Here is a 14,883-nt window from a genome sequence, read left to right as displayed (position 1 = left end):
CGATCACACCCGCTCAGGCGTCGCCACGGGCGCGCCGCTTGTTCCAGACGTCGAACGCGACGGCGAACAGCAGCACGAGTCCCTTCACGACCGACTGCACGGACTGGTCGACGCCCATGAGCTGCATCCCGTTGCTCATCACGGCCATGATCAGGCCGCCGACCAGCGCGCCCACCACGGTCCCGACACCGCCGGTCACCGCGGCACCGCCGATGAACGCGGCGGCGATCGCGTCGAGCTCGAACATGTTCCCGGCCGCGGGCTGGGCGCCGTTGGAGCGTGCGGAGTAGATGACACCGGCCACCCCGGCCAGGAAGCCCATGTTCACGAAGATCCAGAACGTGACGGCCTTGACCTTCACCCCCGACAGCCGGGCCGCGGCCGCGTTGCCGCCCAGGGCGTAGACGTGCCGGCCGAACACGGTGCGCCGGGTGAGCAGCCCGTAGGCGAGCACCAGAACCGACAGGACGACCAGCACCACGGGCAGCCCGCGGGAGGAGGCGAGCTGCCAGGCGAACGCCATGACGACCAGCCCGACGAGTGCGATCCGGCAGGCGAACAGCGGGAAGGACTCGACCTGTTGCAGGTCGAGCACCTTGGCGACCCGGCTGCGGTAGGCGAGCACCGCGTACCCGGCCACGCCGAGTGCGCCGATCAGGACGGTGAAGGCGTCGTAGCCCTGGCCGCCGATGAGCCCGTTGAGGAAGCCGCCCGCGATCTGCTGGTAGCCCGCCGGGAACGGCGACAGGGAGATGTTGCCCAGTACCTGCAGGGTCAGGCCGCGGAACAGCAGCATCCCGGCCAGGGTGACGATGAAGGCGGGGATGCCGACGTAGGCCACCCAGAACCCGTGCCAGACACCGACCAGCACCCCGACGCCGACGGCCGCGACGACGCCGACCCACCACGGCAGGCCGCCGCCGATCACCAGGACCGCGGCCACCGCACCGGTCAGCGCGACCACCGACCCCACCGAGAGGTCGATGTGGCCACCCACGATGACGATCACCATCCCGATCGCGAGGACCAGGATGTAGGAGTACTGCAGGACGATGTTGGTGATGTTCCCCGGGCTCAGCGAGACACCTCCGGTGAGCACCGCGAACAGCGCGACGATCGCCACGAAGGCGATCACGATCCCGCTCTGGCGGACGTTGCCGGCGAGCAGCCGGCGCAGGTTGCTCGTGCCGGAGTGCAGGGCGGCCGCGCCGGCGCCGGGACGCTCGTCGGAGGAGGGGTCCTTCTTCGGGAGGGTGCTGGTCATGCGGAGCTCTCCGCCTCCTGGGTCATGAGGGTCATCAGGCCCTCCTGGGTGGCCTCGGCGACCGGCACCTCACCGGTGATCCGTCCGGCCGACAGGGTGTAGACGCGGTCGCAGATCCCCAGGAGCTCGGGCAGCTCGGAGGAGATCACCAGGACCGCCTTCCCGGCCTCCACGAGCCGGTTGATGATCACGTAGATCTCGTAGCGCGCACCCACGTCGATCCCGCGGGTCGGTTCGTCGAGGATCAGCACGTCGGGCTCGGTGAACAGCCACTTGGCCAGCACGACCTTCTGCTGGTTGCCGCCGGACAGGGTGCCCACCCCGACGCTCGTGCTCGCGGCCCGGATCCCGAGGTCGCGCCGGTAGGTCTCGGCGACGCGCAGCTCGGCGTCGCCGTCGACCCAGCCGCGGCGGGAGAGCCGGTGCAGTCCCGCACCGGACACGTTGCGCCGGATGTCGTCGATCAGGTTCAGGCCGAAGTGCTTGCGGTCCTCGGTGACGTAGGCCAGCCCGGCCTCGATCGCCTCGGGCACCGAGCGGGCACGGACCTCGCGCCCCCCGACCTCCAGGGTGCCGCTGACCTCGCGGCCCCAGGACCGCCCGAACACGCTCATCGCGAGCTCGGTGCGGCCCGCGCCCATCAGCCCGGCGATCCCGACGACCTCTCCGGCCCGCACCGACAGCGACGCGGCGTCGACGACCTTGCGGTCCTGGGTCGGGTGCCAGACCGTCCAGTCGGTGATCCGCAGCAGCTCGTCCCCCGGGCTGCTCACCCGGTCCGGGTAGAAGGAGGTCAGGTCGCGGCCGACCATCCCGCGGATGATCCGGTTCCGCGGGGCGGGCTCGTCGGCGACGGTGAACGTCTCGACGGTGCGGCCGTCCCGGATGACGGTGGTGCGGTCGGCGGTGGAGACGATCTCGTCGAGCTTGTGCGAGATGATGATCGAGGTGATGCCGTCGTCGCGGAAGCGCCTGATCAGCTCGAGCAGGTGCGCGGAGTCGGTGTCGTTCAGCGCGGCGGTCGGCTCGTCGAGGATGAGCAGCCGGACGTCCTTGGTCATCGCCTTGACGATCTCGACGAGCTGCTGCTTGCCGACACCGAGCCGGCCCACCGGCGTCGCGGGGTTCTCGGTGAGCCCCACCTCGCGGAGCAGGCGGGCGGCCTCGGCGTGCGTGCGCCGCCAGTCGACCAGTCCCAGCCGGCCGCGCCGCTCGTTGCCCAGGAACACGTTCTCGGCGATCGACAGGTGCGGCACCAGCGCGAGCTCCTGGTGGATGATCACGACGCCGTCGGCCTCGGAGTCGCGGATCCCGGTGAACCGGGCGGGCCGGCCGTCCAGCACGACCTCGCCGTCGTAGGTGCCTGCGGGATGCACCCCGGAGAGCACCTTCATCAGCGTCGACTTCCCGGCGCCGTTCTCGCCGCAGATCGCGTGGATCTCGCCGCGGCGCACGGCGAGCGAGACCTCCGACAGCGCGGTCACCCCCGGGAAGGTCTTGGTGATGGCGCGCATCTCGAGGATGGTGTCCGGCGGGTCGCCGCCGGGATCGTGGTCGGTCACGTCGTCCTCCGTCACGGAAGGGGTGGGGCCGGTCGCGGGACTCAGCCCTGGCGGCCGCGGGCGACGTCCTCGGCCGTGTAGTAGCCCGAGTCGACCAGGACCGGCGCGATGTCGGCCTTGAACACCGTCCGGACCGGCAGCAGGTAGGACGGGACGACCTTCACCCCGTTGTCGTAGGTGGTGGTGTCGTTGGCCTCGGGGGTGCCCCCGTCGAGGAACGCCTTCGCGGCGACGACCGCCTGCTCGGCCAGCTGACGGGTGTCCTTGAAGACCGTGGAGCTCTGCACCCCGTCGTCGATCAGCTTGACCGAGGCGATCTCGGCGTCCTGGCCGGTGACGGTCGGCATCGGCTTGGCCGGGGTGCCGAAGCCCGCGTTCTGCAGGGCGGTGAGGACACCGCGGGAGATGCCGTCGTAGGGCGAGAGGACGCCGTCGGGGCTGCTGCCGTCGTTGTAGGAGGAGGTGAGCAGGTCCTCCATCCGCTTCTGCGCGGTCTCCTGCGCCCACCGCAGCGTGGCGGCCTGCTCGATGGTGGTCTGACCGCTCTTCACCCGGACCGTGCCGTCGTCGATCAGCGGCTTCAGCACCGACATGGCGCCGTCGAAGAAGTAGAAGGCGTTGTTGTCGTCCAGCGAGCCGGCGAACAGCTCGACGACGACCGGGCCGCGCTCCGGGCCGGGCGACCCGTCGGCGTTCTGCAGACCCATGCCGCGCAGCAGCGCGTTCGCCTGTGCCACCCCGACCTGGAAGTTGTCGAAGGTGACGTAGAAGTCGACGTTCGGGCTCTCCCGGATCAGCCGGTCGTAGGCGACCACGGGGATGCCGGCGTCCTTGGCCGCCTGCAGCTGCCCGGACAGGGCGGTCCCGTCGATGGCCGCGACGAGCAGGAGGTCGGCCCCGCTGGTGACCATCTGGTCGATCTGCTGGGACTGGGTGGGGATGTCGTCGTTCGCGTACTGCAGGTCCACCTGGTAGCCGGCGGCCGTGAGCTGGTCGCGGACGGCATTGCCGTCGGCGATCCACCGCTCGGAGGTCTGGGTCGGCATGGAGACCCCGACCGTCAGGTCGCCGGGTGCCTCCCCGGCCCCCGCGCCGCCACCTCCCCCGGCGCCCTCGCCGCCGCAGGCGGCCAGACCCAGTACCAGCAGGGCACCGACGGCGACGGTGCGCATCCTCGTGAACACAGGCGATCTCCTCGTCGAGACGGCAGCGGGCGGGACGCGCCCGATCGGGAACTGAACCCGGAAATGTGAACGTTAACCACACCGTCGTCGCCACGGAAGTGGCGTTACCCGTCCGTTATGCGCCGCGTCTTTCCGTCCCGAGCCGGCCCGACGATCCCCGACCACCGCACTTTCTCACCCGACGGCGACCGGAGAGTGAGCGTGCACCGCCGTGAACGGTTCGCAGGGTTCGCTCGTCCGGGGACCATTGAGCCCATATGCTGTTAGCGATAACATCCGGCCGCCGACCGGTCTCCGGTCGGCCGCGTTCGTGACCCGAGGAAGTGCTCATGATCCGACCACCGGTCGACCCCACCGACGCCCTCGTGGTGGGCGTCGACTTCGGGACGCTGTCCGGACGGGCGGCCGTCGTCCGTGCCGCCGACGGGGCCGAGCTCGGCACCGCCGTCCACGCCTACACCCACGCCGTCGTCACCGACGCCCTGCCGGGCCGGCCGGACCTGCGCCTGCCGCCGGACTGGGCGCTGCAGGTGCCGTCGGACTACGTCGACGTCCTGCGCCGCGCCGTCCCCGAGGCGGTCGCCGCCGCCGGGGTGGACCCGGCGCGGGTGGTCGGCATCGCCACCGACTTCACCGCCTGCACCATGGTCCCGACCCTGCGCGACGGCACCCCGCTGAACGAGGTGCCCGACCTCGCCGACGAGCCCCACGCGTACACCAAGCTCTGGCGCCACCACGCCGCCCAGCCGCAGGCCCACCGCATCAACGCCCTCGCCGCCGAACGCGGCGAGAGCTGGCTCCCCCGCTACGGCGGGTTCATCTCCTCGGAGTGGGAGTTCGCGAAGGGTCTGCAGATCCTGGAGGAGGCCCCCGCGGTCTACGCCAGGACCGAGCGCTGGGTCGAGGCCGCGGACTGGATCGTCTGGCAGCTGTGCGGCCGCTACGTCCGCAACGCCTGCTCGGCCGGCTACAAGGGGATCCTGCAGGACGGCGCCTACCCCGGCCGCGACTTCCTCGCTGCGCTGAACCCGGCCTTCGCCGGGTTCGCCGAGACCAAGGTCGCCCACGAGATCGGTGAGCTGGGCGCCGTCGCCGGGACGCTGACCGCCGAGGCGGCAGGCTGGACCGGGCTGCCCGAGGGGATCGCGGTCGCCGTCGGCAACGTCGACGCCCACGTCACCGCCGCCGCGGCGAACGCCGTCCGGCCCGGGCAGATGGTCGCGATCATGGGGACCAGCACCTGCCACGTCATGAGCTCCGACGTGCTGCGCGAGGTGCCCGGGATGTGCGGTGTCGTCGACGGCGGCATCGTCTCCGGGCTCTGGGGCTACGAGGCCGGGCAGAGCGGCGTCGGCGACATCTTCGGCTGGTTCGTCGAGCACGGCGTGCCGCCCGCCCACCACGAGGCCGCCCGGGCGCGCGGGCTCGGCATCCACGAGTACCTCACCGAGCTGGCCGCCGGGCAGGCGGTCGGCGAGCACGGGCTCGTCGCGCTCGACTGGCACTCGGGCAACCGGTCGGTGCTGGTGGACCACGAGCTGTCCGGCGTCGTCGTCGGGCAGACCCTCGCGACCCGGCCCGAGGACACCTACCGGGCGCTGCTGGAGGCCACCGCGTTCGGCACCCGGATGATCGTGGAGACCTTCGCGGCCTCCGGCATCCCGGTGACCGAGCTGATCGTCTCCGGCGGGCTCACCCGCAACGCCCTGCTCATGCAGATCTACGCCGACGTGACCCGGCTGCCGCTCACCGTCGTCGAGACCGGGCAGGGCCCGGCCCTGGGCTCGGCGATCCACGCGGCCGTCGCCGCGGGGGTCCACCCCGACATGCCCACCGCGGCCGCCGCGATGGGCCGCGTCCGGGAGGGCGCACACCTGCCCGACGAGGAGTCAGCGAAGTCCTACGACGCCCTGTTCGCCGAGTACACCCGCCTGCACGACCACTTCGGCCGGGGCGGCGACGACGTGATGCACCGCCTGCGCGCGATCCGCCGCGAGGCGCGCGCCCAGCGAGAAGGAGACCTCGACGCATGACCGACACCCTGGCCTCCCCCGGCGTCGCCGCCACCGTGGCGCGGCTGCGCGAGCAGGTGTGCGCGCTGCACGCCGAGCTCGTCCGCTACGGGCTGGTCGTCTGGACGGCGGGCAACGTCTCGGCCCGCGTCCCCGGCCACGACCTGATGGTCATCAAGCCCAGCGGGGTCTCCTACGACGACCTGACCCCGCAGACCATGGTGCTGTGCGACCTGCACGGCACCCCCGTCGAGGGCGACCTGACGCCGTCGTCGGACACCGCGGCGCACGCCCACGTCTACCGGGCCATGCCCGGGGTCGGCGGCGTGGTGCACACCCACTCCACCTACGCCAGCGCATGGGCGGCGCGCGCCGAGCCGATCCCGTGCGTGCTCACCGCGATGAGCGACGAATTCGGCGGGGACATCCCCATCGGTCCGTTCTCGCTGATCGGCGACGAGTCGATCGGCCGCGGCGTCGTCGAGACACTGGCCGGCAGCCGCTCCCCCGCCGTGATCATGCAGAACCACGGCGTGTTCACCATCGGTGCCGACGCCCGTGCCGCGGTGAAGGCCGCGGTGATGTGCGAGGACGTCGCCCGCACCGTGCACCTCGCCCGCCAGCTCGGCGACACCGTGCCCATCCCCCAGGCCGAGATCGACAGCCTCTGGGACCGCTACCAGAACGTCTACGGGCAGCGTTGAGCGCCGCCGCACCCCGCAGGAGGGACGTCCGATGAGTGGCTCGCTGCTCGACAGCTACGAGGTCTGGTTCCTGACCGGGAGCCAGGGCCTCTACGGCGAGGAGACCCTCGCCCAGGTCGCCGACCAGTCGAAGGTCGTCGCCGACCGGCTCGACACCGCCGACGAGATACCGGTGCGGGTGGTGTGGAAGCCCGTCCTCACCGACGCCGACGCCATCCGGCGGATCTGCCTGGAGGCCAACGCCGACGACCGCTGCCTCGGCGTCATCACCTGGATGCACACCTTCTCCCCGGCGAAGATGTGGATCCCCGGGCTCGAGGCCCTGACCCGCCCGCTGCTGCACCTGCACACCCAGGCCGGTGTCGACCTCCCCTGGTCGGAGATCGACATGGACTTCATGAACCTCAACCAGGCCGCGCACGGCGACCGCGAGTTCGGCTACGTCCAGACCCGGCTCGGCCTGGCCCGCAAGACCGTCGCCGGGCACGTCTCCGACCCGGTGCTCCGGGACCGCATCGGGACCTGGACCCGCGCGGCCGCCGGTGCCGCCGAGCTGCGCTCGCTGCGGCTGGTCCGGTTCGGCGACTCCATGCGCGACGTCGCCGTGACCGACGGCGACCGGGTCGAGGCCACCCGGGTCTTCGGGATGTCGGTGCAGACCTACGGCGTGAACGACCTCGTCGCCGTCGTCGACCAGGTCCCCGACACCGACGTCGACAAGCTCGTCGCCGAGTACGCCGAGGTCTACGCCGTCGTCCCCGAACTGCTCCCCGACGGCGACCGGCACGAGGCGCTCCGCTACGGCGCGCGGGTCGAGATCGGGCTGCGCTCGTTCCTGGAGGCGGCGGGCGCGCAGGCGTTCACCACGAACTTCGAGGACCTCGGCGGACTGCGCCAGCTCCCCGGTCTCGCGGTGCAGCGCATGATGGCCGACGGCTACGGCTTCGGCGCCGAGGGCGACTGGAAGACCGCGGCGATGCTGCGCGCGGTGAAGGTCGTCGCCACCGGGCTGCCCGGCGGCACGTCGTTCATGGAGGACTACACCTACCACCTGCGGCCCGGCCGCGAACGCATCCTCGGGGCGCACATGCTGGAGGTCTGCCCGAGCATCACCGGGTCCCGGCCGTCGCTGGAGATCCACCCGCTGGGCATCGGCGGGCGCGAGGACCCGGTCCGGCTGCGGTTCACCGCCGACCCGGGCCCGGGCGTGGTGCTCGGCATCTGCGACCTCGGGGAGCGCTTCCGCCTGGTCAGCAACGACGTCGAGGTCGTCGACCCGGACGAGCCCATGCCGAGGCTGCCGGTGGCGACGGCGACCTGGGTCCCGGAGCCGTCGCTGGCCACCTCGGCCGAGTGCTGGCTGATGGCGGGCGGCCCGCACCACACGGTGCTGTCGACCGCCGTCGGCGTCGAGGCCCTGGACGACCTGGCCGAGATCGTCGGGACCGAGCTGGTGCACATCGGCGACACCACGAGCCCGCGGACCTTCCTGCACGAGCTGCGGTGGAACAACGCCTACCACCGGCTCGCGCGGGGCTTCTGAGCTCCGCTCCCCGGCCACGGTGCCGGCCGCCTCCGACGGGTGGCCGGCACCGTGGTCCAGGACGGGGACGCGCCTCGCCCACGGCAGGTGGGGACGGCTCGCTTCCGACGCGAGCCGGCGCGCGATCGGTCACCTACCGGCGGCCGGGTCACTGCCTGCGCCCGGGGGTGCGGAACCTCAGGTCGCCCGCCACGTCGAGCCGCGCGAGCTCGGCACGGGAGGTGACGCCGAGCTTGGGGTAGACGCTGCCCAGGTGGTGCCCGACCGTGCGGTGGCTGATCAGCAGCCGGGCCGCGATCTCCCGGTTGGTGAGCCCCTCGGCGGCCAGCTGGGCGACCCGCAGCTCCTGGGCGGTGAGCCCGGCTCCGGCCGGTTCGTGCCGCGCCCCGGACTGCGCGGCCAGGCCCAGCTCCCGCACCGCCCGTGCCCGCAGCGGCGCCGCGCCGAGGCGGGCGAAGGTCTCGGCCGCCCCGGTGAGTTCGTGCCGGGCGTCGGCGCGCCGGCGGACCCGCCGCAGCCACTCGCCGTAGAGCAGCCGGGTGCGGGCCTGCTCGAACGGATCCGGGACGGTACCCGCGCCGTCGAGCGCAGCCCGGTACGCGGCCTCCGTGTCCGGGCCGCCGGCGGCGAGGGCACGGAGACGGTGGGCGGCGGTACGGGCCCAGTGGGCGCCGGTCCGCCGGGCCCACGTCTCGACGGCCACCAGCCGGGCCGCGGCCGTCTCCGTACGGCCCTCCTGCGTCGCGGCCTCGGCGGTGTCCGGGGCGGCGAGCAGCGCGAACGTGGGGTGGGCGGCCTCGTGGCCGGGCTCGCCGAGCGGCATCAGGTGGTGCAGGGCGTCGCGGGGCCTGCCCTCGAACAGCGCGGCCCGGCCCCGCACCCAGTACGCCGACGCGGTGAGCGCGCGCACCCCCTGCAGGACCGAGACGGCCAGCGCCCGGGTGGTGTGGCCGTCCAGTCCGGGGGCGTCGCCGCGGGCCGCGGCCAGGTTGGCCAGACAGAGCCGGCACTGGCTCGCCACGTGGTCCGCCCCGACCTCCTCGGCCAGCCGCAGGCCCTCGGTGGCCCCGGCCTCGGCCGTCTCCCACCGGCCCGCCGCGACGTCGAGGACCGCGCTCTGCGCGAGGACCATCGCGAGCGCGGCGAGCTCGTGCCGCCGCCGCAGCTGCGCGGCCTGCATCCGCAGCACGTCGTGCAGGGGCCCCTCGACCCCGCAGGCCTGGGCCAGCGGCACGGGCGGCAGCAGCTCCCACGGCACGGTCCCGAGCAGGCCGACGGTGGCGGCGTCCGTGGCCGGGAGCGGCCCGGCGGCCCGGCCGGTCCCGTCGTAGCAGGCCCACCAGGACCGCAGCGTCCGCATGACCGGTGCCGGCTCGCCGGCGGGGTCGAGGGCGAGCAGCCGCGCCAGCGCCGTCTGCTGCAGGTCCGGGCGGCCCGCCGACCACGCCGCGCGGGCCGCCACCGTGCCCAGCTCCATCGCCGTGCGCGTCCCGTCGACGACGGCCATGTCCCCCACCAGGTAGTGGTGGGCGCGCTCGGAGAGGCCGACGGTGAACTCGAGGATCCCGCGCAGCCCGCCGCTGCGCCGCACGACGGGCTCCATTCCGCCCAGGCGCTCGGCGTCGTCGAGCAGCCGCCGGGCCCCCTCGGCGTCGCCGGCGTCCCAGGCGGCGCGGGCGGCGAGCGCCAGCCGGCGCGCGGCGTCCACGGGGTCCGGTGACAGGTCGGCGGCCCGCCGCAGCGTGCGTGCCGCCAGTGGGCCGGCGCTGCGCTCCAGGCACCGGGCGGCCGCCTGCTCCAGCAGCACCGCGACGTCCTCGTCGGCGCCGTCCGCGGCGGCCGCCAGGTGCCAGGCGCGGTGCTCGGTGGCCTCGGGTGGCAGCGCCGCGGCCAGCGCGCGGTGCGCGGCCCGGCGGTCCGGGAAGGGGGCGCCGTCGTAGAGGGCGGCCGGCACCAGCGGGTGGCGGAACCGGAGGCGGGGGCCCGAGGCCTGCAGCAGCCCGGAGTGCAGCGCCTCGTCCCAGGTGGAGGCGTCGACACCCCACCCGGCACCGGCCCGGTCGACGACGTGCCGGTCGCCCCGCCCCTCGGCGGCCGCCAGCAGCAGCAACGCCCGGGTGGCCGGTTTCAGCGCCTCGGCACGGGCGCAGAACGCCTGCCGCAACCGGGGCCCCACCGGCATCGGCTCCCCGGACGCCCCGTCGCGGGCGTCGCGGGCGACGGTGGGCAGCTCCTGCAGCGCGAGCGGGTTGCCCCCCGCCGTCGCGACCGTGCCCTCGACGAGGGCCTCGTCGGCGCCGGGGACGGCGGCGGCGACCAGCCGGCGGGCGGCGTCGTCGGTGAGGCCCACGACCTCCAGCGCCGGCACCCCGTCCCACGGCCCCGGGGACGGGTCCGCGTGGTCGGTCAGGATCACCAGGACCGGCTCGGTCCGCACCCGGCGCGCGAGGAAGCCCAGACAGTGCGCCGTCGCCTCGTCGACCCACTGCGCGTCGTCGACGACGACGAGCACCGGCCGCTCCCGGGCCAGGCCGGAGAGCAGCGACACCACGGCCGCGCCGATGAGGAACCGGTTGGCCGGGTCCCGGCTGATCCCGAACGCGCCGCGCAGCGCGGCGGCCTGCGGGTCCGGGAGCTCGTCGAGCCGGTCCAGCACCGGCCACAGCAGCGCGTGCAGTGCGCCGAAGGCGAGCCCCGTCTCGATCCGGGTACCCCGGGTCCGGAGCACCGTGACCCCGGACGCGGCGTCGACGACGTGGTCGACCAGTGCGGTCTTGCCGATTCCCGGCTCCCCCCACAGCACGAGCGCCGCACCCGCGCCGCCGGCCGCGCGTGCCAGCAACCGTTCCAGCGCCGCGGTCTCGGTACGCCGCCCGAACAGCTCCATGATCCCCCGCAGCCCCGTCCCGCCGGCGACCGTGGCACGGCCGATCCGTCGCACCACCGTAACCACGTCGTCCGGATCGTCCCGGCGACCGATCCGGTGACCGATCCGCCGGGACCGGCCGGACCCGACACTCGCCGGGTGACCCGCCCCGCACCCACCGATGCGTCCGCGCCGTCCGGGAGTCCGGACTTCACCGGGCTCCGTGCGACCTACGTCAACTGCACCCTCAACCGCTCCCCCGGCCGCAGCCACACCCAGGGCGTCATCGACCGCAGCATCGAGATCATGGAGGCGAACGGGGTCGGCGTCGACCGGTTCCGCGCCGTCGACCACGACATCGCGACCGGCGTCCGCCCCGACATGACCGAGCACGGCTGGGACACCGACGCGTGGCCCGCACTGCTCGACCGCGTCCTCGCCGCCGACATCCTCGTCATCGGCGGGCCGATCTGGCTGGGCGACAACAGCTCCGTGACGAAGCGGGTCATCGAGCGCCTGTACGGCCACTCGGGCGTGCTGAACCCCCGCGGCCAGTACGCCTACTACGGCCGCGTCGCCGGGTGCCTGCTCACCGGCAACGAGGACGGCCTCAAGCACTGCGCGATGAACATCCTCTACAGCCTCCAGCACATCGGGTTCACCGTCCCGCCCCAGGCCGACGCCGGCTGGCTCGGCGAGGTCGGCCCCGGCCTGTCCTATCTGGACGAGGGTTCCGGCGGTCCGGAGAACGACTTCACCAACCGCAACATCGCGTTCATGACCTACAACCTGATGCACCTCGCTGCGATGATCCGGGGCGCGGGCGGGTTCCCGGCCCACGGCAACCAGCGCACGGCCTGGGACGACGGCACACACCCCGGGCACACCAACCCCGAGTACCGCTGACGCGGGCGACGGCCGACCCACGCCCACGAGGAGACCCGATGAGCAGCACGACGACGAGCTGGCCGAGCCTGCGCGTGGCGGACTGGACCGCCACCCGCGAGACCCTGCACATGTGGACCCAGATCGTGGGCAAGATCCGCATGGCCCACGCCCCGCTGCTCAACCACTGGTGGCAGGTGACGCTGTACGTGGGCCCGCGCGGGCTGACGACGTCGGCGGTCCCGTTCGGCACCGGGGCCTTCGAGATCGAGCTGGACCTGCTGGGCCACCGGCTCGAGGTCCGCAGCAGCGACGGCGGCGCGCTCGGCTTCGGGCTGGCGCCGATGCCGGTCGCCGAGTTCTACGGCACGGTCCTGGACGTGCTCGACAGGCTCGGGGTCTCCGCGCCGATCCGGCCGCACCCCAACGAGGTCGACCCGGCGATCCCGTTCGCCGAGGACCACACCCACGCCTCCTACGACGCCGAGGCGGCCACCCTGTTCTGGCGGCAGCTGCTGCAGGCGAACCGGGTGATCGGTGAGTTCCGGTCGCACTTCGTCGGCAAGGTCAGCCCGGTGCACTTCTTCTGGGGCGGCATGGACCTGGCCTGCACCCGCTTCTCCGGTCGGACGGCGCCACCGCACCCGGGCGGAGTGCCCAACTGCGGCGACTGGGTCATGGTCGAGGGCTACTCGCGGGAGCTGTCCAGCTGCGGCTTCTGGCCCGGTGGCGGCGAGGAGGGCGCCTTCTACTCCTACGCCTACCCCGCGCCCGACGGCTTCGCCGAGGCCCCGGTCGGCCCCGACGGTGCCTTCTACAGCGCGGACTTCCAGCAGTTCCTGCTGCCCTACGAGATCGCCCGCGCCGCACCGGACCCGGACCGCGCGGTCGCCGAGTTCCTCCGCACGACCTACGGGGCCGCCGCGGACCTCGGGCGCTGGGACCGCTCCGCACTGGAGGACGACCCGCTGCGCTGGGCGTGACCGGTGTGCCGGTCGTCCCGCGGCCCGCCCCGGCGGGGCCGCGGGCCGGCCGCGCCGGGGCGCATCGTCCGCGCTCAGACCTGCTCGAACAGGGCGCCGTGCCGCGCCCGGAGCCGGTACTTCAGGACCTTCCCGCCCACGGTCTCGGGCAGACCGTCCACGAACACGACCGCCTTCGGCGTCTCGTACCCGCCCAGCGTCGCCCGGCAGTGCGCGATGATCGACTCCGCGTCGGCCTCCGCGCCCTCCCGCAGCACGACGACCGCCGTGACGGCCTCGCCCCAGCGGGGGTGCGGCAGCCCGATCACCGCCGCCTTCTCCACGGCCGGGTGCCCGTGCAGGACGGACTCCACCCGCAGGCTGGAGACGTTCTCGCCACCGGACTTCACGATGTCCTTGAAGCGGTCCACCATGATCCGCAGACCGTCCTCGTCGACGGATGCGCTGTCCCCGGAGTGGAACCAGCCTCCGCGGAACGCCTCCCGCGTGGCCTCCTCGTTCAGGTAGTAGCCCGCCGTGACGACGGGGCTGCGGTACACCGCCTCGCCCGGGACGTGCGGGGTGTCCCGAACCGACACCCCGGTCTCGTCGACGACGTCGGAGGCGAGGAGCGGGCTCGGGACGCCGACGTAGTTCACCGACGGAGCCGTCCGCGCGTAGACCTCGCTCCACGTGGCGGGCCAGAACCGGTGGCAGGCGATCGCCTCGGTCTGCCCGAAGATGCCCAGCACCACGAGGCCGGGGGCCCGGTCCTGCAGCCGCGCGTACACGGCCGGTTCGAGGGCTCCCCAGCCGTACACCAGCACGGTCAGGCTGGACAGGTCCGCGCCCGTCCGCTCCGCCACGGCGTCGATCGCGGCGACGAACTGCGGGGAGCCCGCCCACAGCGCGGTCGGGCGCTCCTCGGCGATCGTGGCCACGAGCTGGTCGGGCAGCGGGCGCCGGCCGAGCACCAGGGAGCCACCGGCCAGGAACGCCGAGAAGGTGAAGATCTGGTCGCCGACGTGGTAGATCATCGGCAGCGCGGTGGCGACCCTGAGGTCGGTCTCCACCCGCAGGCCGCGGGTCAGCGAGACCGTGAAGTTCAGCGCGGCGAGGTGGGTCGACCCGTGCGAGATCATCACGCCCTTGGGCATCGCCGTGGTGCCCGAGGTGTAGAGGATCTCCCAGATGTCGTCCGCGTGGATCTCGACGTCGGGCTCGGTCGTCGGCAGACCGTCGAGGAGACCCCCGAAGCTCGGGCTCCCCGCGACGGGCCCGCCGCCGATCGCGATCGTGGCGCCGACCCGCAGGCCGGTGGCGGTGAACGCCTGCTCGGCCCGCGGCCACAGCTCCGCGTCGACGATGGCCAGGCCCGGCTCGGCCTGTCCGATCAGGTGCTCGAGCACGTCCGGGGCGAGGGCGGGGTTCACCGGTACGGCCACCATGCCCGCCTTCGCGACACCGACCTTGGCCAGGTAGGCCTCGACGGAGTTCTCGCAGAACAGCAGCACCCGCGCGCCCGGCTCCAGCCCCCGGGCCGCGAGGGCGTGGGCGACCTGGCTGGTGATCCCGTCGGCCTCGCGGTAGGTGACGGAGGCGAACCGCTCCTCGCCGTAGGCACCGGGCCGGCCGGTGAGCGCGGTCTTCTCGGGGTAGCTCCAGGTCAGGCGCTCGAACACGTCCCCGACCGAGGTCCGCTCCCAGCGGTTCACCGCACGCCGTCCGCGCAGGCGCGTGACATCGATCGTCCCGAGCTGTCCCTGCAGGTCCACACCAGCCTCCTTGCCGAGCTCACCTGAGGCGGACAGCATCGCGGCATCACCTGCCGACCACAAGCCCTTAGTCACTCGTCGTTCACAACTTCCCGGGCGCCGGCGCGACGCCGCGGCCGGGCCGCC

General features: G+C 73.5%; 10 protein-coding genes. 5 read left to right on the top strand and 5 right to left on the bottom strand.

The genetic code is table 11. The annotated features are described in order from the left end of the window. Positions 1-13: 13 nt before the first annotated feature. From mmsB to chvE, 3 genes are all read right to left on the bottom strand, one after another. Positions 14-1,264, bottom strand: coding sequence for a multiple monosaccharide ABC transporter permease (mmsB, locus tag ZF1_RS12940; RefSeq protein ID WP_073575104.1), 1,251 nt, complete (start codon positions 1,262-1,264; stop codon positions 14-16). Then, entirely contained in the window at positions 1,261-2,778 is a 1,518-nt protein-coding gene (locus ZF1_RS12935) for a sugar ABC transporter ATP-binding protein (RefSeq protein WP_073575378.1), read from the bottom strand. Before ZF1_RS12935 ends, mmsB begins: the two co-directional genes overlap by 4 nt. Before the next feature lie 89 nt (positions 2,779-2,867). Beyond that, positions 2,868-3,998 (bottom strand): multiple monosaccharide ABC transporter substrate-binding protein, encoded by a 1,131-nt coding sequence (gene chvE / locus ZF1_RS12930; protein ID WP_062402894.1) that lies wholly within the window; start codon positions 3,996-3,998, stop codon positions 2,868-2,870. A 341-nt stretch (positions 3,999-4,339) separates the two neighbouring features. On the opposite strand from chvE, the gene araB reads away from it, so the two are divergent. Genes araB through araA form a run of 3 tightly spaced genes read left to right on the top strand, consistent with a single transcriptional unit; the run spans position 4,340 to position 8,269 of the window. Continuing rightward, positions 4,340-6,043 carry a ribulokinase gene (gene araB, locus ZF1_RS12925; protein ID WP_073575105.1) on the top strand — a complete coding sequence of 568 codons (1,704 nt, stop codon included), beginning with the start codon at positions 4,340-4,342 and terminating at the stop codon, positions 6,041-6,043. Further along, a complete protein-coding gene (locus ZF1_RS12920) occupies positions 6,040-6,726 on the top strand; it encodes an L-ribulose-5-phosphate 4-epimerase (RefSeq protein ID WP_073575106.1) in 687 nt (228 codons plus the stop codon). The genes araB and ZF1_RS12920 overlap by 4 nt, the downstream gene beginning before the upstream one ends. A 31-nt stretch (positions 6,727-6,757) precedes the next feature. After that, complete coding sequence (gene araA / locus ZF1_RS12915; protein ID WP_073575107.1) at positions 6,758-8,269, top strand: L-arabinose isomerase; 1,512 nt, start codon at positions 6,758-6,760, stop codon at positions 8,267-8,269. 148 nt (positions 8,270-8,417) lie between these two features. Here the strand turns inward: araA and ZF1_RS12910 are convergent, their stop codons facing one another. Beyond that, a complete protein-coding gene (locus ZF1_RS12910) occupies positions 8,418-11,213 on the bottom strand; it encodes a helix-turn-helix transcriptional regulator (RefSeq protein ID WP_217266876.1) in 2,796 nt (931 codons plus the stop codon). A gap of 81 nt (positions 11,214-11,294) precedes the next feature. Between ZF1_RS12910 and ZF1_RS12905 the strand changes: the two genes are divergently transcribed. Together ZF1_RS12905 and ZF1_RS12900 are read left to right on the top strand one after the other, a co-directional pair. After that, the gene (locus ZF1_RS12905) at positions 11,295-12,041 is read left to right on the top strand and encodes a flavodoxin family protein (RefSeq protein ID WP_073575108.1); all 747 of its coding nucleotides are present in this window, start codon (positions 11,295-11,297) and stop codon (positions 12,039-12,041) included. A 38-nt stretch (positions 12,042-12,079) separates the two neighbouring features. Beyond that, positions 12,080-13,003, top strand: a complete 924-nt coding sequence (locus ZF1_RS12900) for a DUF5996 family protein (RefSeq protein WP_073575109.1) — start codon at positions 12,080-12,082, stop codon at positions 13,001-13,003. Between the two features lie 74 nt (positions 13,004-13,077). Here the strand turns inward: ZF1_RS12900 and ZF1_RS12895 are convergent, their stop codons facing one another. Continuing rightward, the gene (locus ZF1_RS12895) at positions 13,078-14,796 is read right to left on the bottom strand and encodes an AMP-binding protein (RefSeq protein WP_202416943.1); all 1,719 of its coding nucleotides are present in this window, start codon (positions 14,794-14,796) and stop codon (positions 13,078-13,080) included. Positions 14,797-14,883: the final 87 nt, after the last annotated feature.

It is taken from the genome of Pseudonocardia sp. ZF1, assembly GCF_056835605.1.
The sequence above is the reverse complement of the archived record's forward strand: the minus strand, read 5'-3'. Positions and strand labels throughout refer to the sequence as shown.